The sequence below is a fragment of the Citrobacter sp. UYEF32 genome (assembly GCF_040546205.1).
Classification (GTDB): Bacteria; Pseudomonadota; Gammaproteobacteria; order Enterobacterales; family Enterobacteriaceae; genus Phytobacter; species Phytobacter diazotrophicus.
The window spans coordinates 567,530-590,575 of the sequence record NZ_JBEPNI010000005.1 but is presented as its reverse complement, the minus strand read 5'-3'; the positions used below and the strand labels follow the sequence as shown (position 1 = coordinate 590,575).

Annotated in this window: 21 protein-coding genes; 9 read left to right on the top strand and 12 right to left on the bottom strand. The window is 51.5% G+C overall.

Annotated elements, in window-relative coordinates:
• Window positions 1–118: 118 nt before the first annotated feature.
• The 4 genes from argE to ABIB59_RS17340 all read right to left on the bottom strand — a co-directional run bounded on the left by argE (window position 119) and on the right by ABIB59_RS17340 (window position 3,800).
• Window positions 119–1,276: an acetylornithine deacetylase gene (gene argE / locus ABIB59_RS17355; protein ID WP_354036311.1), complete on the bottom strand. Its 1,158-nt coding sequence runs from the start codon at window positions 1,274–1,276 to the stop codon at window positions 119–121.
• Window positions 1,277–1,291: 15 nt separating this feature from the next.
• Window positions 1,292–1,966: a DUF1028 domain-containing protein gene (locus ABIB59_RS17350; RefSeq protein WP_039079256.1), complete on the bottom strand. Its 675-nt coding sequence runs from the start codon at window positions 1,964–1,966 to the stop codon at window positions 1,292–1,294.
• Between the two features lie 4 nt (window positions 1,967–1,970).
• The gene (locus ABIB59_RS17345; protein ID WP_039079255.1) at window positions 1,971–2,405 is read right to left on the bottom strand and encodes a RidA family protein; all 435 of its coding nucleotides are present in this window, start codon (window positions 2,403–2,405) and stop codon (window positions 1,971–1,973) included.
• Window positions 2,406–2,552: 147 nt separating this feature from the next.
• Window positions 2,553–3,800, bottom strand: coding sequence for an MFS transporter (locus ABIB59_RS17340; RefSeq protein WP_335255155.1), 1,248 nt, complete (start codon window positions 3,798–3,800; stop codon window positions 2,553–2,555).
• A gap of 588 nt (window positions 3,801–4,388) precedes the next feature.
• Between ABIB59_RS17340 and ABIB59_RS17335 the strand changes: the two genes are divergently transcribed.
• Window positions 4,389–5,891, top strand: coding sequence for a sensor domain-containing diguanylate cyclase (locus tag ABIB59_RS17335; protein ID WP_354036308.1), 1,503 nt, complete (start codon window positions 4,389–4,391; stop codon window positions 5,889–5,891).
• Between the two features lie 75 nt (window positions 5,892–5,966).
• Here ABIB59_RS17335 and ABIB59_RS17330 read toward each other — a convergent pair whose 3' ends face one another.
• The 5 genes from ABIB59_RS17330 to cfa form a co-directional block, all read right to left on the bottom strand.
• Complete coding sequence (locus ABIB59_RS17330; RefSeq protein WP_354036306.1) at window positions 5,967–6,365, bottom strand: helix-turn-helix transcriptional regulator; 399 nt, start codon at window positions 6,363–6,365, stop codon at window positions 5,967–5,969.
• A 124-nt stretch (window positions 6,366–6,489) separates the two neighbouring features.
• Window positions 6,490–7,185: a LutC/YkgG family protein gene (locus ABIB59_RS17325; protein WP_125124787.1), complete on the bottom strand. Its 696-nt coding sequence runs from the start codon at window positions 7,183–7,185 to the stop codon at window positions 6,490–6,492.
• Window positions 7,185–8,618 (bottom strand): LutB/LldF family L-lactate oxidation iron-sulfur protein, encoded by a 1,434-nt coding sequence (locus ABIB59_RS17320; RefSeq protein ID WP_354036304.1) that lies wholly within the window; start codon window positions 8,616–8,618, stop codon window positions 7,185–7,187. The genes ABIB59_RS17325 and ABIB59_RS17320 overlap by 1 nt, the downstream gene beginning before the upstream one ends.
• 9 nt (window positions 8,619–8,627) lie before the next feature.
• Window positions 8,628–9,347: a (Fe-S)-binding protein gene (locus ABIB59_RS17315; RefSeq protein WP_071193999.1), complete on the bottom strand. Its 720-nt coding sequence runs from the start codon at window positions 9,345–9,347 to the stop codon at window positions 8,628–8,630.
• Window positions 9,348–9,440: 93 nt separating this feature from the next.
• Complete coding sequence (gene cfa / locus ABIB59_RS17310) at window positions 9,441–10,589, bottom strand: cyclopropane fatty acyl phospholipid synthase (RefSeq protein ID WP_354036371.1); 1,149 nt, start codon at window positions 10,587–10,589, stop codon at window positions 9,441–9,443.
• 210 nt (window positions 10,590–10,799) lie between these two features.
• Here cfa and ABIB59_RS17305 point away from each other — a divergent pair, with 210 nt between their 5' ends.
• Window positions 10,800–11,597: a helix-turn-helix domain-containing protein gene (locus ABIB59_RS17305; protein ID WP_039079249.1), complete on the top strand. Its 798-nt coding sequence runs from the start codon at window positions 10,800–10,802 to the stop codon at window positions 11,595–11,597.
• Window positions 11,598–11,685: 88 nt separating this feature from the next.
• Here the strand turns inward: ABIB59_RS17305 and ABIB59_RS17300 are convergent, their stop codons facing one another.
• Window positions 11,686–12,567 carry a LysR substrate-binding domain-containing protein gene (locus ABIB59_RS17300; RefSeq protein WP_039079248.1) on the bottom strand — a complete coding sequence of 294 codons (882 nt, stop codon included), beginning with the start codon at window positions 12,565–12,567 and terminating at the stop codon, window positions 11,686–11,688.
• Window positions 12,568–12,671: 104 nt separating this feature from the next.
• Here ABIB59_RS17300 and budA point away from each other — a divergent pair, with 104 nt between their 5' ends.
• From budA to ABIB59_RS17285, 3 genes are read left to right on the top strand one after another with little or no spacing between them, the layout of a single operon-like run.
• Entirely contained in the window at window positions 12,672–13,451 is a 780-nt protein-coding gene (budA, locus tag ABIB59_RS17295; RefSeq protein WP_071194003.1) for an acetolactate decarboxylase, read from the top strand.
• Window positions 13,452–13,464: 13 nt separating this feature from the next.
• The gene (gene alsS / locus ABIB59_RS17290) at window positions 13,465–15,144 is read left to right on the top strand and encodes an acetolactate synthase AlsS (RefSeq protein WP_039079246.1); all 1,680 of its coding nucleotides are present in this window, start codon (window positions 13,465–13,467) and stop codon (window positions 15,142–15,144) included.
• 20 nt (window positions 15,145–15,164) lie between these two features.
• A complete protein-coding gene (locus ABIB59_RS17285) occupies window positions 15,165–15,935 on the top strand; it encodes a (S)-acetoin forming diacetyl reductase (protein ID WP_039079245.1) in 771 nt (256 codons plus the stop codon).
• 380 nt (window positions 15,936–16,315) lie between these two features.
• Here the strand turns inward: ABIB59_RS17285 and ABIB59_RS17280 are convergent, their stop codons facing one another.
• Complete coding sequence (locus tag ABIB59_RS17280; protein WP_335255161.1) at window positions 16,316–16,954, bottom strand: TetR/AcrR family transcriptional regulator; 639 nt, start codon at window positions 16,952–16,954, stop codon at window positions 16,316–16,318.
• A gap of 302 nt (window positions 16,955–17,256) precedes the next feature.
• On the opposite strand from ABIB59_RS17280, the gene ABIB59_RS17275 reads away from it, so the two are divergent.
• Window positions 17,257–18,270 (top strand): HlyD family secretion protein, encoded by a 1,014-nt coding sequence (locus ABIB59_RS17275; protein ID WP_354036302.1) that lies wholly within the window; start codon window positions 17,257–17,259, stop codon window positions 18,268–18,270.
• Complete coding sequence (locus ABIB59_RS17270; protein ID WP_354036300.1) at window positions 18,263–19,795, top strand: DHA2 family efflux MFS transporter permease subunit; 1,533 nt, start codon at window positions 18,263–18,265, stop codon at window positions 19,793–19,795. The genes ABIB59_RS17275 and ABIB59_RS17270 overlap by 8 nt, the downstream gene beginning before the upstream one ends.
• 232 nt (window positions 19,796–20,027) lie before the next feature.
• On the opposite strand, the gene ABIB59_RS17265 is transcribed toward ABIB59_RS17270, so the two are convergent.
• The gene (locus tag ABIB59_RS17265; RefSeq protein WP_317078178.1) at window positions 20,028–20,471 is read right to left on the bottom strand and encodes a MarR family winged helix-turn-helix transcriptional regulator; all 444 of its coding nucleotides are present in this window, start codon (window positions 20,469–20,471) and stop codon (window positions 20,028–20,030) included.
• Window positions 20,472–20,701: 230 nt separating this feature from the next.
• On the opposite strand from ABIB59_RS17265, the gene ABIB59_RS17260 reads away from it, so the two are divergent.
• Window positions 20,702–21,847: an FAD-dependent oxidoreductase gene (locus tag ABIB59_RS17260; protein WP_354036297.1), complete on the top strand. Its 1,146-nt coding sequence runs from the start codon at window positions 20,702–20,704 to the stop codon at window positions 21,845–21,847.
• A 401-nt stretch (window positions 21,848–22,248) separates the two neighbouring features.
• Window positions 22,249–23,025, top strand: a complete 777-nt coding sequence (locus ABIB59_RS17255; RefSeq protein ID WP_335256186.1) for a BPL-N domain-containing protein — start codon at window positions 22,249–22,251, stop codon at window positions 23,023–23,025.
• Window positions 23,026–23,046: the final 21 nt, after the last annotated feature.

Here is a 23,046-nt window from a genome sequence, read left to right as displayed (position 1 = left end):
CCGAAGCTGGTGTTTGGAAAAGGTAAAGCAGAGATAACGCGAAGCAGAGGGAGGCAGGGCGAGCCGGCGCACGCCCTGCAATCAAGGGAACCTCAGAGGGGATGATGCCGCGACAGTATCAGCTTTTTTGACACATCCAGGTCGCAAGACGGCGTAGCAGGGCGTCACAGGCGTTTAGCTGTTCGATGGTGATGAACTCATCCGGCTTATGGCCCTGCGCCATACTGCCTGGCCCGCATATCACGCTGGGAATACCGGACTGATGGAACAACCCGCCTTCGGTCCCGAAGGCGACGGTGCTGAATTTTTCCGATCCGGTGAGATGGGCGACCAGCCGTGCGGCGGCGCTTTGCGCGGCGGTGTACAAACCGGGGTAACTACTGATGGGATAAAAGCGGATCGCGGCGTCACGATTTACCGCGCGCATTGTGGGCAGGAGTTCGCGCTGTGCGTAACTTTCCAGCTCACGGGCCACCTCCTGCGCATCATCCTGCGGCAATGTTCGCACCTCAAAGTCAAAGGCACAGTCGGCGGGCACGATATTCAGCGCCCGGCCACCCTGGATAAGACCCGTTTGCACCGTGGTAAAAGGAGGATCAAAACGCCCATCATGATGCTCCGGCGCGGCCAGCCGCTGGCCGATTAGCGTCAGATGATGGATAAGTTTTGCGGCATATTCGATGGCATTGACACCCTGCGGTGCATAAGCCGAGTGGCAGGCGGCGCCCTGGACTTCACAGCGCACGCCGAGTTTGCCTTTGTGACCAAGAACCGGTTGCAGTTCAGTGGGTTCGCCAATCAGGCAGATAGCGGGCTTGTCCGCACGATGGGAGAGCGCATCCAGCAATGTTCGCACCCCGAGGCACCCGACTTCCTCATCATACGAAATCGCCAGATGCAGCGGTTGCGCCAGCGGCTGCGCAAGAAAGTGGGGGATGGCGGCGAGAATGCAGGCAATAAAGCCTTTCATGTCCGCGGTGCCACGGCCATACAGTTTGCCATCGCGCTCCGTCAGGGCGAAGGGGGGGACGCTCCAGTTCTGCCCGTCAACGGGCACCACATCGCTGTGGCCCGATAGCATAACGCCACCGTGACCCGGTGGGCCAAGCCGCGCATAAAGATTGGCTTTGCTGCCTTCGGCGTTGTGAATCAATTCGTAATCAACGCCGAGCCCGGTTAAATAGCGCCCGACAAATTCGATCAGCGCCAGATTCGATTCGCGGCTGGTGGTGTTAAACGCCACCAGTTGTTCCAGCATTTCACGGCTGGTCATCATCAGATCTCCTTGCCGTTACTCATCGCCGGGTACGCCGTAACCCGGCGCGCTACGGGGATCGAGCGCCCGCGTTAAATAGTCCTGCATCTGGGGTTGATAAGCCTGCCAGAGTTTGCCGAGTTCATCGATGGGAGCGGCGTCAGCCCAGTCGACGCGTAAATCCACTATCGGCCAGACGTGAGAATCCACGATCGACAGCGCCGCCGAATGCAGCGGACCGGCTTCCCCGCCTGCGCGCAGGCCCGCGTGCATGGCGGCAATGAGCCTGTCAGCAAGATGGCCGGATTGCTGTTCGAACGCGTTTATCATCGCGACAATGACATTGGGATCCGCGAGCATATTGCCCGCCGCCACGCAGTTCTCGCCGCTCAGGGCGTTGTTGACCCCCAGGGTTTTTTCGCCGCTGTAGAAGGCGCTTTCACCCCCGGCGGTCAGCACGGTCACCTGCCGGTACAGAGAATAGTCATCCGTGTCCAGGCCGCTTTTCAGCGCGGTTTCGGCACTCTCGCCCTGTTGTAATCTGTCAAGAATACGCGGCCCCAGCGCTGGTAAGGTGATGTTTTGGGTTGAGACCGCGCCAACCTTGCTGCGCAGCCAGGGGCAGCGTGCGCCCACCGCGATACTGGATGAGCTGATGGCAATGCCCAACTGGCCGGTTTGCGCGCAGCGACCAATAATCGATATCGTCATGATCTTATTCTCCCCCAGGGGTTTGCCATTCGTCCGGAATCACCGCGATAACATCGATTTCCATCAGCCACTGCGGCTGACCCAGCGCGGAAATAACCAGCCCGGTTGAGATGGGATAGACCCCCTTTAGCCATTTGCCGACAACCTGGTAAACCGGCTCGCGATAGCGGGGGTCGATGATATAGGTGGTTGTTTTGACGATGTGCGACAGATCGCTGCCCGCCTCTTCCAGTAGCTGTTTTACGTTCTTCATTGCCTGCTCAGCCTGGGCTGCCGGGTCGCCAAGCCCCACCAGATTGCCGTCGAAATCGGTGCCAATCTGGCCGCGCACGTACACGGTATTGCCTGCACGAACGGCCTGGCAAAGATCGTTATCCAGTGACTGATTGGGGTAGGTGTCTTTGGTATTAAATTTGCGAATGCGGGTATGTGTGCTCATCGGTGCCTGCCAGTAAGTGGGTTCCCCGCAAGGTATACCCGCTCAGGCAAAACAAACAAAACAGCATAATCCGAGGCTTTAGTTTAGAAAATGCGAACACCCGTCCAGGCCTTACGTGACGGGTGTCACGAAGACTGTTTTCGTCACTTACTGCCCGCTATACCTGGTTGCGCTTCTGATGGGAATGAGCAAAGGCAGGATGCAAAGCACCAGTAGCGCGACAAGAATTAAGGTTTGTTGTACCCCCATCACATCGCCTGCCATACCGTAGATGACGGGCATCAGGGCGCCACACCCCAGTGACGCGGTATAGAAAATCGCAAACGCGCGGGTTTGCTGTTGCGGGCGGGATAGCTCGGCAACACTGCCATAGAGAATCGAGGAGGTGCCGTTCAGCGCCACACCCAGAGGAATCAACAATAACCAGATAACGTGCAGCGGGGCATATGCCATCCCCAGCACGATAGCGGAGGTGATTATCTCACTGGCCGCGACGCTTTTGATGATTCCAAGCCGGGTCGACAATATTCCGCAAACCAGCTTACCAAATGCTCCGCCAATAAAGATTAAGGTCAGCGCAAAGCCAATTTGCGTCGCCGATGCCCCGCGTGCGGCCATCAAAAAAGGCAGAAACGTCAGCGTGCCCGTGCGCGTTGCGTTATCAATACTGCCGATCACGCATAACGCGGCGAAAGCCCTTCGACGCAAGGGTTCGGGAAGATTTAGCGCCTGTTGATGAGGCTGGCTGTGTGTCTCTTTGGCGGCGAGCGGCTTTGCCTGCGCGGCCTTGCTGCCAACCGGCAATAACAGGTACAGGCCAAGGGTGACGAGGAAGCCAAAGAGGGCAATCCACTGCAGGGCGCTTCCCCAGGAGATGACGAGCAGGCAGGCCGAAAGCGTGCTGGGAATCACCCCTTTGCCGACATCGCCAAAGAAGTTATATGTGCTAAGCGCAATACGGGCCTGCTTCGCGGAATAATATTGCGTAATAAAACTGGACGATAAGGGATGCTGAACGCTGGCGCCCAGCCCACCGATGACAATCAGTACCATGAGCTGTATCAGCGTTGATGAGGTGCCGTAGAGGAGCAGCGCGACGGTCAAAAGCAGGGTGCCAGCCATTAAGACTTTGCGTTCGCCGTACTTTCGACCTAATTCCCCTGCGGGGATCTGAAAGGCTGACATCGCGCCGGAGAACAGCATTTTAAGCAGGCCTATCTGAGCCATGGAAAGCCCGAATTGCTGCTGCCAGATAGCAAAAAGGACGTAGTGCAGGTCGGTGGCGCCGTCATGGAAAAGGTGAGCAAGACTGGTTGCCCCCAGGACTTTGCGGCTTTGTGACTTTTCGACGCTAACCGGATGCGTGTTATCGGGGGAACCGGACGTCAGGCTCATGCATTTGCTCCACGGTACAAAAGAGTATCTTTACATTAAATTTCCCCTGGCGAGAATAATGTTTGAAAGTTTATATGCATAAGCATTCAGGGTTCTGCTCTGTTAGGGTGGTTTTTTATTTTATTGCCGTGTAGTCCGACTCTTTTTTGCAGACATCACAAGGGTTAAGATTCAGAACGGCTAAACAGGTTTGTATTCTGGCTTATTCACTATTTTAAATAGGGTTACTATATCAATTTAAATATTAACCAGTGTGTTACTTGAATTTTCTCGCGATAAGTTAACAGCCGCGATTCACTTATCGCATTTGAAATGTTGCTCACGCAAACTTATTGCACATTCACCGTTTGTTGCGCAACTTGCAAGCGAGATGATTTGCCTGCTTTTTTGATGAAATTGAGAATCGATACAGTATGCGGGTACTTAACCAGGGGCATCAGGCGCCGGTTTCACAGCGCACTCTTGATATTGTTACGATGCATGTTCCTATTTTATTTTGCCTTTTCTGATGACATACTATGCGCAAATGTGATTGGACAGATTTCTGCATGCTCTGGTGTTTTTTAGTTGCAGGTATGGGTAAGCAACATGAAGAAAAAGAAATTATTTATATCACTGGTGGTCACGGTTGCTTTCCTTATCGCTTCAGTTTTATTGACATTCCAGATGTTCTCAGCGCGTACTCAGACTATAAATGAGCTTAATATAAATGTCATAAACTTAAGTCGCACGCTTGATACTTATTCGGAAGGCATTATTCGTCAAGGTGAGATGCTTATTAAAACCATTTCCAGCATGACAGAAATCTATGGGCTAAATCATCAGAATATCTCACGCATTCGAACACTCTTGTCGGAACAAACAATATTTCTTGAACAACTGAATAATATCGTCATTTACGATGAAAATGGAGGAGAGATCCTTGCCATGCGTGATATCCCGAAGGGAAGCAGAAATGGCGCAGACAGGTCCTTCTTTATCTATCATCGTAATAATCCCTCTAAAAATATCTTTATTGGTCCTCCTGTTGTCAGCAGAACAACGGGTAAGTGGGTTATTACCATCAGTAGAAGGCTGGAGGATGCTAATGCCCTGTTCAGAGGTGTGGTCGTTTTAACGCTGAACGTTGAAAATTTTCTGGAAACATATGGCAAATTAGATATTGGAAAAAATGGTTCTATCTCGCTGATTAGCGATTCAGGTACGCTTATGGTCCGCTTTCCGTTCAGTGAGGAATATATTGGAAAGGCGTTCTCTGATTCGCTTCTGTTCACCCATTATCTGAAAGAGAGCGACTCAGGAACGGCAACCGTGATCTCTCGTGTTGACCATATTGAACGTATTTTCGCTTTTCAGAAAAATAAGCGCTATGGGTTAGTCACAACGGTTGCGGTAAGTACAGATGAAGCCTTAAATTCATGGCGGCATCACGCTGAGATTCTGAGTGCGACCATTATATTCCTTGTTGGATGTGCTTGTTTTTCAGGCGGTTATGTTTTTAAAGAAATGAGCAGACGTGTGCAGCTTAATAAAGAACTTACAAATGCAAAAGAGTCATTGATGTCTGCTAATGCACAATTAAAAGAGATGGCTTCGGTTGACAGTTTAACAGGCCTGGCTAATCGCCGGGAGTTTGATGATATTTTCCCTCACACAATTTCGGAATGTGCGAAAAATAAAAAATCGATATCGCTTTTGCTGATCGATGTTGATTTTTTTAAAAATTACAATGATAAGTATGGCCATGTGGCCGGAGACGACTGTTTACGCAGTGTGGCGGCAATAATAAAAGCGAGTTTAACAGAGTTTAATGCTGTGACAGCCCGGTATGGCGGCGAAGAGTTTGTAGTTATCTTACCCGAAGCAGAGCCAGAATTAGCAAAGAGAATTGCCGGGGCGATTACGCGTAATATCATCAGCGAAAGAATAACCCATGAAGCCAGCCCCTTTGGGGTGGTGAGTGTCAGCATAGGTGTCTCACATGCACGCGCGACCGATCTGGACGATGACGGAACGTCACTCATTGAAAGTGCCGATACGGCACTTTATCGTGCGAAGTTTTCTGGCCGCAACCAGATTAGCATGATCTGACAGCTTCTTACTGAACCAGCTCGCTTTCCTGGCTTGTTTTTAAAACCGTTGAATAAATGCTATCGAGCAAAGAGATTAACGGTTCGTGGTCATCACAGGGTTAACCTGACTTCCCCTGTAATGCTTTTCCTTCACCCAAAGACGATACTGCCCGGGCGTGCGATGATAATGTTCGCGAAACGCGCGACAGAATGTTGACTGCTGTCGGTAACCCAGATGCATGGCAATATCGGTGATTGAGTGACGGGTATCGTGGAGTAAATCGCGGGCAATAACCATTTTTCGATAACGTATATATACGCCAGGAGTCATACCCGTTATTTTTTTAAATCCCCGCTGGAAATGCCAGGCAGAATAACCCGATTTTTGCGCCAGCACCTTGAGTGGCAAAGGCGTTGCAATATTGCACTCTATCCAGTCGATAATGTCCTTTATCGTTAATCTCATCAGGCATAATGCGCTTTCCTTTGTCATTTCAATACCCTTTTATTGGCAGCATCAGGGGAACCACCGTCATATAGCAGCGTCCCCCGACAGAAATAATAATCGCTTTCTCCGGGCCGGCTTAGGGTAAATCTTCGCGTGCCCGTTTATTGCATCAGCAGTCTTCGATAATCAAATAGACTGCGTTCAGCGGCCCGTGAACGCCAACGACTTTAATCAGTTCAATATCCGCCGTTGAACTTGGCCCGGCGATGAGATTGATACAGGAGGGCAGTGTTTCGCCTGACTGCACCCGCTGGCGAAGGATCTCCGCCAGTTGCGTGACGCCAGCCAGTAACCGGCTCTTGTAGATAACAAACAATGTCGTCGGAGGAAGCAGGCTGATGGCACGCCCCTGCAAAGGAGAGGAAAAGAGCACGACGCCGCCTGTTTCACAAAGACCGTATTCGGCAAAGACCACACCGATATTTGCCGCAGCGGCGTTACGTAAGTTGTCTTCTCTTCCCGGCGAGGCCCAGCAGTGTGTCGGGAACGTCTTCTGCAAGTGCGCCGTAATGCCCGCGTTTACCAGCCGGGCATCGCCGCTTATCAGTACCGGACCGCCGCCATAATGTTTACAGAGACGTTCGGCAACCTGTGGCAGGGTGGTAAGGGAGGCCCGTTCGCAATGAGCCTGCATGACCTGTGCGGCAAAGGCCATAAAACTGTCGCAAGGTTGCTGTGCTATCTTTTCCGCATAGCGGCTTCTTAGCGGCGCTGCATGCGTCGTGGGCAATGGCTGAGGGATGCGGCGCGGTTCACGGCCAAGCTGTCGGGCAATGTTTAGCATGAAGGCATCACGGTTTTCCATTATGCGTCCTCCCCATTTTTACGTTGCTTTTGATGCGTTTTGAACCAGCTTCGGAAACTTTCTCCATCAGCCTGTGGCAGATCCCGAGCTTCCGTCCATTTGCGGATAGCGGCAATGCTAAAAGGCATCTTCCCGTTGCGAATCATCAGTTGCGCGGCGCGTGCGCCCGCCACCATACCGACCTTCCACAGAGCGTGATGACGGTTAGCGTAATTGAACAGATGGACGGTCTGGCGTTCCATCGCGGGGGTCATTCCGTTTTCAGCCAGCGTCCGGCGGTGCTCAAGAATTAATGAAGACAAGGGGATACGAACCGGACAGACGTCATCGCAGGCCGTACATAACGAGCAGGCATAGGGCAGGTTTTTGAAATCCTTATAGCCACCGAGCAGCGGCGAGAGTACCGCGCCAACAGGGCCAGGATAAATGGAACCGTAGCCATGTCCACCAATATGGCGGTAGGCAGGGCAGGTGTTCATGCAGGCGCCGCAGCGTATACAGCGCAAGATATCCTGAAAAGGCGAGCCCAGTACCTGCGAACGACCATTGTCGACAATCACCAGATGGAACGCCTCAGGCCCGTCGCTTTCTGCGTGACCACCGGGGCCCGTAAGCCAGGTGTTGTAGCCGGTCAGGCGGGCGCCCACGGCGCTGCGAGCCAGCATGGTCAGCATAATGTCCAGTTCTGCAAATGAGGGCACCACGCGCTCCATCCCCATCACGGCAATATGCGTTCGCGGTACGGTGGTGCAGAGCCGGGCATTACCTTCGTTGCTCACCAGGCTCAGCGTCCCGGTTTCCGCGACCGCAAAATTGCATCCGGTAATGCCGATATCGGCGGTGAGGAAATCTTCGCGGATCTTCTGGCGAATAAAGCGTGTCATCGCTTCCGGGGTTTCGGCACCCTCGTAACCCAGTTTCTCCCGCAAGACGCGCTGAATTTGATGGCGGTCTTTATGTATGGCAGGAACAACCACATGGGAGGGGGCGTCGTTGGCCAGTTGCAGGATATACTCGCCCAGGTCGGTTTCGACGACCTCAATGCCTGCCGCTTCCAGCGCGGCATTCATGCCGATCTCTTCGGTCACCATCGACTTCGATTTCACGATTTTGCGGGCCTGTTTCTGCTGCGCAACCTGCAAAATGTAGCGGGTGGCATCCTCGCGCGTATTAGCAAAGAAAACGGTGCCGCCATTCGCGGTGACTTTTTCACTGAGCTGATAGAGATACGCATCCAGATTTTCGAGAACATGGGCGCGAATATCCGCAGCGCGGGAACGCCAGTCGGGCCAGTTCTCAAGTTCGTCGATCATTTTCTGGCGATTAATGCCAATGCGATCCTGCGCGTTCGCGACCGCATGACGCATCACCGGATCGTCGATTTGCTGCTGTACCCGAGCATAAAAGGGCAGGTTACTGGTTTTAAGAAACATAGGGATTCCTTAGCGGCTCATCAGCACATCGGCGATGTGCAGTACACGAACGTTGTGGCCTTCGCGCTGCAAGCGCCCGCCAATATTAATCAGGCAACTGGCATCTGCGCCGATCACATAATCCGGCCTGGCTTCCATAAGATGCGCCACCTTTTCCTTCACCATCTCCCCGGAGATTTCGGCCATCTTGACCGAGAAGGTGCCGCCGAAACCGCAACAGGTTTCCTGAGCGGCAAAAGGGATGATTTCCAGTTCGCGAACGCTACGTAACAGGGCCAGAGGTTCATCGCGTACGCCAAGCTTGCGAAACAGACTGCACGAAGGATGATAGACAGCCCGCCCCGGCAGGCGCGCACCAACGTCCGTGACGCCAAGCTGGTTTACGATAAACGAGGTCAGATCAACCATTCGACTGGCAACTTTCGCCGCACGCATTGCCCAGTCTGGTTCATCCCTCAGCCAGTCCTGATAGTGGCGAATCGCGTTCATACACGACCCGGCGGGTGAAATAATGGGATCGTCGTTGATCTCAAGGGCGGTAATCTGCGCTTTCATACCTGGCAACGCATCGGTAATGTAGCCGCTATTGATAGCCGGTTGACCGCAACATCCCTGATGTTCAGGAAACTGGACACGACAGCCCAGTTGCTCAAGCAACAGAACACTGTTTCGGGCCATCCGTGATTTAAGCGCGTCGCCAATGCAGGTGACAAAGAAATTAACGTTCATATTATTTTGCTTCCGAAAAATGAAATGACTCGCGTCTTTTTTCAATAAGACAGTCAGTGATGGTGTTGTTAGTCACCTTATTAAATTATGTATTTAGCGAGCCACGCGCAGCCCACCAGAGACGCCACGGCTTAGTACCAGTTGCCAGAGTTGAATATTTCTGGCGCGAAATGCGCCCGCACAAGCGGTGAGGTAATAGTTGAACATACGCTGAAATTTCAGGGAGTAGTTTCCTGACAATTGCGGCCAGGCCTTATTGAAGCGACTATGCCATGCCATCAGGGTCTTATCATAATCAGCGCCGAAATTATGTAAGTCTTCTATGACGAAATAAGGTTCACAGGCTTGCGCGACCTGTTTTACGGAGGGCAGACAACCATTAGGGAAGATATATTTATTGATCCAGGCATCAACGTTATATTGGGTTTTATTCGAACCGATGGAATGCAGTAAAAAAAGACCATCGGGTTTCAGGCAACGATCTACCGCCTTAAAATAGGTGGCGTAATTTTTCGGCCCTACGTGCTCGAACATGCCGACAGAAACGATACGATCGTACTGTTTATCCAGATCGCGGTAATCCTGGAGCAGGATGCGCACATCCTTTCCGGCACTGAGGCTCTCGGCGTAGGCTTTTTGCTCTGCGGAAATCGTAATGCCTTCCACACGCACGCCATAGTGGCGCGCCGCATACTCTGCTAAACCGCCCCAGCCGCAGCCAATATCCAGCATTGTCATGCCGGGTTTAAGCTGTAATTTTTCGCAAATCAGCGCCAGCTTGTTTTCCTGGGCGACAAATAACTCATCGGCCTCTTTCCAGTAGCCGCAGGAGTATTGCATGTGGGGATCGAGCATGCGGCTAAAGAGATCATTGCCCAGGTCGTAATGCACTTCGCCGACTTGCCAGGCGCGTTTGCGTGACTGTGGGTTAGCAAGGCGGGCAAACGCGATGCGCAGAAGATCGGATAAACGGGCGGGGCGTTGTTCGTCCAGGTGGGCGCGCAGCAATTTATAAAAAAAGATATCAAGCCGTTTGCAGTCCCACCAGCCTTCCATATAACTTTCGCCAAGACCGAGCGAACCCTGCTGTAAAACGCGTTTAAAAAAACGGGTATCGTGCACCCGGATATCCCAGGGTTCAGCGCCATTAATTTCAATTCCCGCCTGTGATAGCAGTTCTTGCACAATGCGCAGCCAGTGGTTTGGTTTGCTGATCACATCGACGGTACATTCATTAGCCATCATCTCTCCTTTAACGTAGCGTGCAGCCAGCCAGAAAATATCCCTGTCACGCCAGTCAATGTTTGCGAAAAGGCTTATCCCTCAGGCAGATGGCTGGTAAATTATTCATGACGGGTGAACCAGATTTATGACCGCTTCATTATTCAGTAAACCCGCCTTGTCTGCGCTGTGCTATCAAGACAAACTTCATCGAATAGAGGCCAGGTGCTTATGTGCTCTACGTTAGTGTTACCGCCGAGTCAGCCGGTGAACGGCCAGCCCGCCCCGGTGCTGATGGCATTGCCGCGCGCGGTTTACTTTCGCAGCTACCCCCTGATGGGCGATACGGGCGTGGACATGCATGAGCACCCCTTCGCTGAATTCCTCTATGCGCGCAACGGCAGTATGCGTGTGGAAATTGAAGGCAAGACGCTGGTGGTTCCCGTTCTCTATGGCGTGTGGATCCCGGCTCATGTGCCGCATCGTATTCTTGCTACGAGCGACGTGCTGCTTGAAAGTCTCTACGTTGAAGCCGATTTCGCCACCATCGCTTTCAGTGGCAGCAAAGTGGTGGTGGTCAGCGATTTCGTGCGTGAGTTTATTCACTACGCGACACAAAATGTGCCGGAGTTGTATGACGATAAAGGGGAGGATGGGCAACTTGTGCAAGTGCTGATTTCGTTACTCAGACGGTTGCCGGATGCCGGTCTGGCCATATCATGGCCGGGCTCACCTTTACTGATGAAGGTCTGCCGCCAGATCCAAAAAACACCGGGTGACGCGCACAGCATTGAGAAGTGGGCCTGCGATAGCGGCATGTCGGTGCGCACTTTTTCACGTCGCTTCAAAAAAGAGACCGGCGTGGCGTTCAGTGAATGGAAAAAACGCGTGCGCTTGCTGGAATCCGTTGTGATGCTCAAAAACAAGCGTAGCGTTACACAGGTTGCCCTTGATCTGGGCTATTCAAGCCCGGCCGCATTCACCTTTGCTTTTCGCGCCATGTTCGGCGTGCCGCCGACACGGTATTAGGTTGTTTCCTGGGTAAACCGTCTTCATTCAGATTGCCGTTGCCCTTGTGTTTAAGTCCCTCAGAGAGCAGGGCATAACCGCGCAGCGTTTACTTCTCACTCAGCATCGACAAAAAACGTTTCACCGTTCGCGAGCGTTCGAAACGTCGCCAGCACAGCGCGATCTCGGTATAGAGCGTCGGTGAGATAAGCGGATGATGAGTAACATTCGGCGGAGAAATGACCACCATTGACTGCGGCACCAGGGCAAAACCGCTGCCTGCGGACACCATGCTGATGGACGACGAAAGCTGTGAGCACTGTAGCGCGTTTTGCATATCAATCCCGCAACGTGCGCAGCAGGAGTAAACGCGATCATATAAGCACGGGGCAATCTCCTGTGGGAACAAAACCACTGGCGTATCCCGGAGCTGCTCAAGCGACAGCGAACCGCTTGCTGCGAGAGGGTGATCGCGATGCAGTACCACCACCATTGGTTCCCGGTCCAGTATCTTTACTTCGAACGCTTTACTGCTCTCACAAGGCAGCCGGACGAATGCAATGTCCAGTTCCCCCTCCGCCAGCATCGTTGTAAGAGAGGACATGTTGGCTTCCAGTTGATGAATCTTCACCGCCATGTTCTGCAACTGAAAATGGCGAATAAGCGTGAAGATCATCGGATGAAAAGCGTCTGAACTGGTAATCCCGATCGACAGATTACCGTTGAGCCCGCGAGCAATACCCCGAACTTTTTCGACTGCTATGTCGCTCAACGCCAGGATCTCACACGCGTCTTCATAGAAGGCTTTTCCCGCTTCGGTCAGCTCCACGCCACGCGTCAGGCGTCTGAACAGCGGTGTACCCACTTCCTCCTCAAGCCGCTTGATTTGCTGGCTCAGGGGAGGCTGCGAAATTCCCAGCGCTTTAGCCGCCTTAGTGAAATGTCTCTCGTGTGCAACCGTGACGAAATACCGCAGATAACGAAGTTCCATATCTAAAACGTCTCAAACCAGCATGGTTTCTATATTGGAACTCCCGGCTGAATCGGGTCAACATTTATTTAACCTTTCTAAAAAAGTTGAAGAGGACGAGCATAATGATGCATTCATCGGCATGCGACTGTGAGGCCAGCCTGAGCGAGACCGTACGTGGGTTCTCTGCCCGGCACCCTGACAGCGTGATCTATCAAACATCGCTAATGAGCGCCCTGTTAAGCGGCGTATATGAGGGAAACACCACCATCGCCGATTTGCTGGCACAAGGTGATTTTGGTTTGGGCACCTTTAACGAACTGGACGGCGAACTGATTGCCTTTAGCAGCCAGGTGTACCAGTTGCGCGCCGACGGTAGCGCCCGCGCCGCGAAACCAGAGCAGAAAACGCCGTTCGCCGTGATGACCTGGTTCCAGCCGCAGTATCGCAAAACCTTCGATACGCCGGTCAGCCGTCAGCAGATCCACGACGCGATCGACCAGCAGATCCCTTCCGATAACCTGTTCTGCGCGTTGCGTATTGATGGCAACTTCCGCCACGCCCACACTCGCACGGTCCCGCGCCAGAAGCCGCCTTACCGGGCGATGACCGACGTCCTGGACGACCAGCCGGTGTTTCGCTTTAACCAGCGTGAAGGGGTGCTGGTCGGATTTCGCACGCCGCAACATATGCAGGGTATTAACGTGGCCGGTTATCACGAACATTTCATCACCGATGACCGCCAGGGTGGGGGCCACCTGCTCGACTACCAGTTGGAGAATGGCGTGCTCACCTTCGGTGAAATTCACAAACTGATGATTGACCTGCCCGCCGACAGCGCTTTTTTACAGGCCAACCTTCACCCAGGCAATCTGGATGCGGCTATCCGTTCCGTTGAAAACTAACAGGAGAACCATCGTGAACAGTGATAAACAGGTTCGCCAGTGGGCGCACGGCGCCGATATGGTTGTCGGCCAACTGGAAGCGCAGGGCGTTAAACAGGTTTTTGGTATTCCGGGTGCGAAAATCGACAAAGTCTTTGATTCCCTGCTGGACTCCTCCATTGAGATCATCCCCGTACGCCATGAGGCGAACGCGGCGTTTATGGCGGCAGCGGTAGGACGGTTGACGGGCAAAGCCGGGGTAGCGCTGGTCACCTCCGGGCCGGGTTGTTCAAACCTGATCACCGGCATTGCTACCGCCAACAGCGAAGGCGACCCGGTTGTGGCGCTGGGCGGGGCGGTGAAGCGGGCGGATAAAGCGAAACTGGTGCATCAGAGCATGGATACCGTCGCGATGTTCAGCCCGGTCAGCAAATATGCCGTCGAGGTCAGTTCCCCGGACTCGATTGCCGAGGTTATCTCAAACGCGTTTCGTGCCGCCGAGCACGGCAGACCGGGGAGCGCGTTTGTCAGCCTGCCGCAGGATATTGTCGACCAGCCCGCCACTGGCGCCATTTTGCCTGCCAGCGGCCCGGCGATGATGGGCCCGGCACCCGAATCGGTGATTAACGATGTGGTGAAGCTCATCGACAATGCCAAAAATCCGGTCATTCTGCTGGGTCTGATGGCGAGTCAGCCTGCCAATAGCACGGCGCTGCGTAAGCTGTTGGAGAAAAGCCGTATTCCGGTGACCAGCACCTACCAGGCCGCCGGGGCGGTAAACCAGGAACACTTCACCCGCTTCGCCGGGCGCGTCGGCCTCTTTAATAACCAGGCGGGCGACCGGCTACTGCATCTGGCGGATCTGATTATCTGTATTGGCTACAGCCCGGTTGAGTATGAGCCGTCCATGTGGAACAGCGGGGATGCCACGCTGGTGCACATTGATGTGCTGCCCGCGTATGAAGAGCGTAATTATGTGCCCGACATCGAACTGGTGGGGGATATCGCCGCCACGCTGAACCAGCTTGCCAGTCGGATTGACCACAAACTGGAGCTCAGCCAGCGCGCGTCAGAAATTCTGGTCGACCGCCAGCATCAGCGGGATCTGCTCGATCGCCGCGGCGCCTCGCTCAACCAGTTTGCCTTGCATCCGCTGCGTATCGTAAGAGCCATGCAGGACATCGTAAATAACGACGTGACGCTCACCGTGGACATGGGCAGCTTCCACATCTGGATCGCCCGTTATCTCTACAGCTTCCGGGCGCGTCAGTTGATGATCTCCAACGGTCAGCAGACCATGGGCGTCGCGCTGCCATGGGCGATTGGCGCCTGGCTGGTGAATCCGGGGCGCAAGGTGGTTTCCGTCTCCGGTGACGGCGGCTTCCTGCAATCAAGTATGGAGCTGGAAACCGCAGTGCGTCTTAACGCCAACGTGCTGCATATCATCTGGGTGGATAACGCCTACAACATGGTGGCCATTCAGGAAGAGAAAAAATACCAGCGACTTTCGGGCGTGGCGTTCGGCCCGGTGGATTTCAAAGTCTATGCCGACGCTTTTGGCGCCAAAGGCTTTGCCGTGGAGAGCGCCGATGCGCTTGAGCCCACACTTCGTGCGGCGATGGATGTCGATGGCCCGGCCGTGGTGGCCATTCCCGTTGACTATAGCGATAACCCGCTGCTGATGGGTCAGCTCCATCTCAGCCAGATTTTATGACTCACTATAAGGACAGAAAAATGAAAAAAGTTGCTCTTGTAACCGGCGCAGGCCAGGGGATTGGTAAAGCGATAGCGCTTCGTCTGGTAAAAGACGGCTTTGCTGTTGCCATTGCCGACTATAACGATGAGACGGCGAGCGCCGTTGCCGATGAAATCAACCGTAACGGCGGCAGCGCCATCGCCGTGAAGGTGGATGTCTCTGACCGCGATCAGGTGTTCGCGGCGGTCGAGAAAGCCCGCACAGCGCTGGGCGGTTTCCACGTTATCGTCAATAACGCCGGGGTTGCGCCTTCCACGCCCATCGAATCCATCACATCGGAGATTATTGATAAGGTTTATAACATCAACGTGAAAGGGGTGATCTGGGGGATTCAGGCGGCGATTGAGGCGTTTCGCAAAGAGGAGCACGGCGGCAAGATCATTAACGCCTGCTCTCAGGCGGGGCACACCGGTAATCCGGATCTGGCCGTCTACAGTTCCAGTAAGTTCGCGGTTCGCGGTTTAACCCAGACTGCCGCACGGGATCTTGCTCCGCTTGGGATCACCGTTAACGCTTACTGCCCGGGCATCGTTAAAACGCCGATGTGGGCGGAGATTGACCGCCAGGTGTCTGAGGCTGCGGGCAAACCGCTCGGCTACGGTACCGAAACCTTTGCCAAACGCATTACGCTTGGCCGCTTGTCCGAACCGGAAGATGTTGCCGCCTGCGTCTCGTACCTTGCCGGGCCGGATTCCGATTATATGACCGGCCAGTCTCTGCTCATCGATGGTGGGATGGTGTTCAATTAAATTCGACGATACCCGTCATGCTTCACGTTGCCTGTGCGCTCGGCTGGTCACGTACTTACCTACGTTATTCAGACTCGCGGCGTTCATGTAACACGAATTATTAAGATATAAGCTCTGACATGAGTTTTCCCCTGCATCCGTGCAGGGGCTTTTTTTGCAATAAAATAAGGGGGACTGACACAGTGCAGGCGTGGCGTGCATGGTTATTGCGACTAAACCCGCAGCTTTGTCGCCATTAAACGAGGCGCTGTATGCCATATGTGAAATGCAGCACGAGTATGAGGCAGATAATCACCTTCATTCGAATAGCTGGCACGCCCGTGAATGATAAAGTCGTGCTTACGGGCCGCTTTCCAGGCTTTTAAACAGAGCGTAATGGTTTAGAGATATTGGGTCCCCTTCGCTGCGGCTTCCGCAGCACAAAATCCGCGAGCTGTAATGTCAAAAAGAAACTCAATATCCGTTTGCTCAATATTCATCTTTTGACGGAACAACGCCTCAGTGTATGCGACACGCCATGTATTCATAATAATGGTGGCGAGCAGATGCGCCGTAGGGTCCGTCTCTGGTTGCCCGGCATCTGACGCCAACATTTTTCCAAGTTGTTTGCAAATAATATCAAATTGCATAATGCCAAAGGTGCTGAGCGTTGTGCTGTCCGCAACAACCTGCCAAAATTTAACGACATTCTGGTTAATCATAAAAACTTTATGTTTTTGCTCAAGTAATTCCGCCGTCAGCCCCTTTAATTTGGCGAGCGGGGACCGCTCGTTACGGTTCTTAAGGCTTTCCTCCAGTAATTCCGTTATCTCGCCCATGCGGTCAAACAACAGTTCTTCCTTACGCACAAAATAGTTAGACACTGTCATCTTCGATACATTTGCCGCCTGCGCAATATCACTAATGGTTACGTTATCAAAACCATAGCGGATAAAAAGCTGAGTGGCTTCATTGGAAATGTGTTGCCGGGTAAGTCTCTTCTTCTGTTCTCTCAGTCCTTCCGGTTTGTTTGCCTTCATTGTTTTCCTCTCTCACCGATCAGCGGACAAATCCCCCTTGATCTTTTATTTGTTATAAATTTATACTCGATAAAAGTTTATATCAAGTACAAATAATGGTCGAAATCAATTATGGGCACCATCATAAACCCAATTTTTATTGTTAACTCACTGTTTTCTTTCACATCCATTTATCTGGAAAGCCGGGTCGATACACATCGGAGACTACCATGCTATTGATAACATCAGCGATAACGCCTGCCTCTCTAGCCCAGGGGGACGCCAGCACAGGCGGTGTGGGCCGAAAACGGGGCATTCTACGTATGGCCTTTCTTGCCTTTATTGTTTTTGCTGGCATTTGTGCCTGGTGGATAGTCAACGGTTGGTACATCGAAGAAACCGATGACGCTTTTATCAAAGCGGACAGTATCTCCATTTCATCAAAAATCAGCGGATATGTTGAGGAAGTCCTGGTGACGGATAATCAAGGGGTACGAAAAGGGGAGCCACTGCTTCGTCTTGATAGCCGCCATAGCCACGCAGCGATCGATAAAAAAGTAGCTGATATCGCCAGGTTTGAAGCGGACAAAGCACAAGTGCAGGCGCAAATCGCACAACTGGAGGCGCAACTCATCCAGGCCGATGTGCAGCAACAAGCCGCTCGCCTGGCCGCGCAACATGCAGAAAATGAATGGGCCCGCTATCAACCACTGGTAAAGACAGGGGCGACCACACCACAGCAACTTGCCGACAGGGATAACGCCCGTCAACAAGCCTGGGCGCAATTACATGCCCTGGAAGCCGGAGTAAAAGCCGCCCGGGCAAAAATTGTCGAGTGTCACGCCGAAGAACAAGGATACGAGGCCCAGTTGCAGGGCGCCAAAGCCGACCTGCAAAGTAGCAACCTGGATTTAGAAGATACCGTTTTGCAAAGTATGCAGGATGGAACGGTGGGAGATGTGGGGGTCAGAGCAGGCCAGTACATCCAGGCGGGTTCACGTTTAATGTCGATAGTGCCAACCAAAAGCATTTACGTTATTGCCAACTTTAAAGAGACCCAGGTTGGTCGCATGCAGCCCAATCAACCCGTACGTTTACATATAGATGCTTTCCCCGGAAAAACTTTTGCAGGCCATATTGAAAGTCTTGCGCCTGCAACCGGATCGGAATTCGCATTATTGCCACCGGAAAATGCGACCGGCAATTTCACGAAAGTCGTGCAACGGGTTCCGGTTCGAATTCGTTTCGATAATCAAGACATGCCGTCAACGGTGATTGCAGGCCTGTCAGTAAGAGTTGAAGTTGATACACGCCAGGAACCTCAACATCATGGCTGAGCAAATCAAACCCAAAAATAACGCAACACTGACGGACTGGATCGCTGTTGCAGCAGGCGCGGCCGGTGCCCTTATGGCGACACTCGATGTCTCGATTACTAACTCGGCCTTACCGCAAATTCAGGGCGCAGTAGGTGCTACGGGAACAGAAGGAACCTGGATTACCACCGGCTATATGATGTCCGAAATTGTGATGATACCGCTGGTGGCATGGCTGACAAAATGGCTTGGGCTACGTAACTTGCTGGTTATGAATGCAACACTGTTTATTGTTTTCTCTTTTTTGTGTGGCTTTTCATCCAGTTTGCCGTTTTTGATTGCGGCCCGCGTAGGGCAGGGGTTCTGTGGCGGTGCCATGATCCCTACCGCGCAATCGATCGTCCGAACGCGTTTACCGTTACATCAACTTCCGGTCGGGATGACTGCATTTGGCCTGACAGTCATTATGGGGCCCTTGTTAGGGCCCGTTGTCGGGGGCTGGCTTACTGAAAATGCAAACTGGTCATGGTGTTTTTTTATTAATGGGCCAATCTGTCTCGTCATGTTAGTCATGCTACTTTGCGGATTACCTGCAGAGAAAATTAAATCGCATGAGTTTGTTAAAGCGGATTGGTTAGGAATCGCGGGTCTGGCGCTTGGCCTCAGTACATTGATAGCGATTCTGGAAGAAGGACAGCGAGAAAACTGGTTTGAATCAACAATGATTTGCAGGCTCAGCGTGATGTCGGTGACAGGCTTGTTGATGATTATTATGTCGCAAATATATGTTGAAAAACCCGTGTTAAACCTCAGGCTATTTAGAAATAAAAGTTTCTCCTCTGTCATCATCATTATATTCGTTACCGGGATTGTGCTTTATGGCATTGCCTACCTGGTGCCGCAATTCCTTTCACATATCGCAGGGTATAATGCTGAGCAATCCGGTGGCGTATTGTTGCTTGCCGGGATACCCGCATTGTTATTAATGTATATTCTGCCCCGTCTGGTGACGAAGGTGGATATCAGGCTGATCGTTATTCCTGGCCTGGTGCTATTTGCAATAAGTTGTTTTATGGATACGTCACTTAGCATACAAAGTTCAGGGGATAGTTTTGTCATTTCACAACTGGTTCGCGGCACCGCGCAAATGCTCTGTATGATGCCACTAAACCAGGCGGCAATGGCGGCGGTGACAAAAGAAGAGTCGGGTGATGCCGCTGGTTTATATAATATGGCGCGTAACTTAGGTGGGGCGATAGGACTTGCGCTAATAGGGACATTTTTAGACAGAAGAGAAGCATTCCATAATACTGTTCTCAGAGAGTCAGTACATGCCAGTTCTCCGGTGGCTCAGTCTAAGTTCGAGGCGCTTGCAGGATCCTCCGTGGGCGGGGATAGCCATATCATATCGGCGGCTCAACTGGTAAAAATGATCGCGCAGCAGTCGTCTGTATTGGCCTATAATGAAACATACTTAGTGTTGATGGTATCGATTCTGTTGTGCATACCGATGGCGTTTTTGTTAAAACGGCCGCAGAAAAAGTAATCGCCACTCTATTCTCATTATTATCTTATTTTATCGCTTAAGTATGTTTGAGACTATCCTGGCACAAATATTATGTCTGATGTCGTCGGTTGAAACTATAAATTTAACGCCAGGTCTGTGTTTTTTTATTATCCGCGCGCACTATTTCCATGGAAGGAGATAGTTTTCTTTTTTTTGCCAGATAAACCAGCAACCATCAGCCCCGGTAGAGAGTGAGAGTATTTAACTTTTATTATTTCGACGAATTACGCAGAATGTCCGTTATCCGTATCATTGCTTCAAGGTCTTCTTCGCTTAGCCATTTTGCAAAATGTTCATAAATCCCGTTTTGATGCACGGGCTGGGCTACGGAGAGCTGAAGACGACCTTTATCTGTCATGCTGATAAATGAACTATTCCCGGCCTCGCTTTTTTTCTCGATTAATCCTCGCGTTTCCATGCGGGACAATTGATGAGACAAACGCGTCTTATCCCATTCAAGGAAAGTTTGTATATCGCACTGGCGCTGATGGTTACCGCCATTCATGCTGAGTTGCATCAGGATCGTAAAATCAGCGGATGATAATCCCGTTTTTTGTGTTATTTCGCGGCCTATACGAGAGGCAATCACTTCGCCCATTCGGCGAAACCCCCGCCACGCATTCATTTCACTTTGGGTCAGATCTTCTTTTTTCATAGGGTAGCCATCGTTAAGCAAAGTTGACATATCAACTCTGCCACTGTAAAGGTTGATATGTCAACTTAAACCATCACGAAGATGTACCCGGTCACCATAACGTCGAAGGATTTATGGTTCGACCATGCTCACTTTGCCTTGAGTAACGGGAGATCTTGCGTCCGTACAGGACCTTACTCTCGTAATCATTGACTATTTGTCTGATTTTAATGAATAAAGAGGAACACAGTATGACCGAATCGCATGAAATCGCCATTGTCGGTGGGGGCATTGGTGGACTGACACTGGCTCGCATCCTTCAACAAAACGGCTTAGACGCAGTGGTCTTTGAACGGGATACATCACGCTATGCACGTGACCAGGGAGGGACACTGGATATACACGCTGATTCCGGGCAGGTTGCGATAAAAGCGGCGGGTTTAGAAGAAAAGTTTCAAGTCTTTGCAAGGCCGGAAGGGCAGCAAATGCGCATTGTGGATAAAACGGGTCACTGTTTTTGGGAGGAGTCGGTTGCGGAAGATAATTTTGATCGTCCGGAAATAGACCGTAAGCAACTGCGGGATCTGTTGATTGATTCTCTGGAGCCAGACCGCATACGCTGGGATCATCGTCTTGTCAGTACGCAACCTGCGGCAAAGGGTAGCCATTCGCTCTTTTTTGAAAATGGTACGCAGGCCCAGGCAAATATTCTTGTTGGCGCGGATGGCGCAGGTTCGCGGATCCGCCCGTTATTGACCTCTGAGGAGCCTTTTTATTCAGGTGTAAGTTTTATCGAAACAGAAATACTGAATCCAGACAGTGCATTCCCGGTTATTTCTGCAATGGTGGGTAAGGGGAGTTTTATGGCGCTTTCTGACAATAAAGGGCTAATTGCGCAGCGTAATGGCGATAATAAAATCCGTCTGTATATCGCTTTACGATTACCTGAAAATAGCGATCAAAGAAATGTCCAGTCACTCTGCCCGACAGAAACACGTGAGGCGCTGGAGACCCTCTTCGCTGACTGGGCCCCTGCGCTGAGACATTTCATTCAGGCGAGTGAAGGGGCATTTTTACTGCGCCCCATTAATATGCTTCCTGTAGGGATCCAATGGGAAAATAATGCCACTATTACTCTGCTGGGGGATGCTGCACATCTTATGTCACCCTTTGCGGGGGCTGGCGCCAATCTGGCTATGCTCGATGCGTCAGAACTGGCCTGCGAGTTAGTGTCGGGTAACAAGCCTGCTGATGCTATCAAGCGCTATGAGGCAAGAATGTTCGTGCGTGCACGATCCGCAGCACAAGAAAGCGCACGTAATCTTCAACTTAGCATTGCGATGAACGGCGCGGAAAATATGGCAAAATTGATGACTTCATATTTACCCGGTTGCTGAGACACGCCTGGTTTTCTGTGTAGCGGCTTGTTAATCAAATTTATTGTACCGATGAATAACTTATTGCTGCCTCAGGAGACTTATATCCAAAGAGAGGGGCAGCGTCTGTGCTTTTAGGAATGCATCCTGCCGCGATGCCCTGGTGAGACGCAGACCGGCCAACCGCACGCTATCTCTTTTCGCTGGTATATCTATATCTCTTTAAAAAATATAAACAAAATAATTTAGGTTACATTTTTATGGCGAAAGACTTTTTCAATTGATCCCGAAAGCTGTTGACAAACTCAACGGTAAAGATAAATTTGAGCAAATGCTCTAATTTGCCGTAATCCTTTGAGGTAGCGTAAAAGTCATTCTCAGGGATTAATAAAAAACACGCCATGACCAGGGGAGATACCGCTATGTCACATTTTTTCCAGACAACGAAGTTAAAGAAAACAAATAGGTTAATCGTGGCGTTTGCTTTCGCTATTCTCACCGCACCGACCTTAGCAAATGCTGCTACGTCAAAGAGTTATAATGTCGCCGTTTATCGGGGCCAGGCTGGATGTCCGGGGTGTTCCGAAATGGTTGTTAAATCTCTTATCGGCACTGGTTTGCCACTGCATATTTCTTATGTGGGTGAAAAAGAAAAGCTAAAACTCAATGAGCAAACGCTAAAGAAATTTGATATCTATATTCAGCCTGGTGGCGGTCAGGATATTCCTGGTTCTTATGAGGTTATTGGCGATGAAGGTGCTGAGGCTATTCGTCAATTTGTGAAAAATGGCAAAGATTTTATTGGTATTTGCATGGGGGCCTACCTTGCCGATAAAGACTGGATAGGGCTCATTGACGCCCCCCTTGAGTCAGAAGTGGGAAGACCTGATTCACGTGCCAGGGATGAGGGAGATTACACCTTGCAAATCAAATGGAATAATAAGCAAGAAGCTTTTTACTTCCAGGATGGCCCCTATCTCAACAATACCACCTCAGGCAATGGGTTCCAGGCGATCGCGTATTACGAGAATGGAGATATAGCCATCGCCAGTTATAAATATGGCAAAGGAAACGTCATATTATCAGGGCCGCATCCCGAAGCCGATGAGACCTGGATAGACACTGCCGCTGCAGGTAATACCACAGCGGGAAGTAAGATGCAGCGAATTCTTGGCTATTTTGGTATAAAAAAGAACTAATTTCTACAGCACGTTTTCATA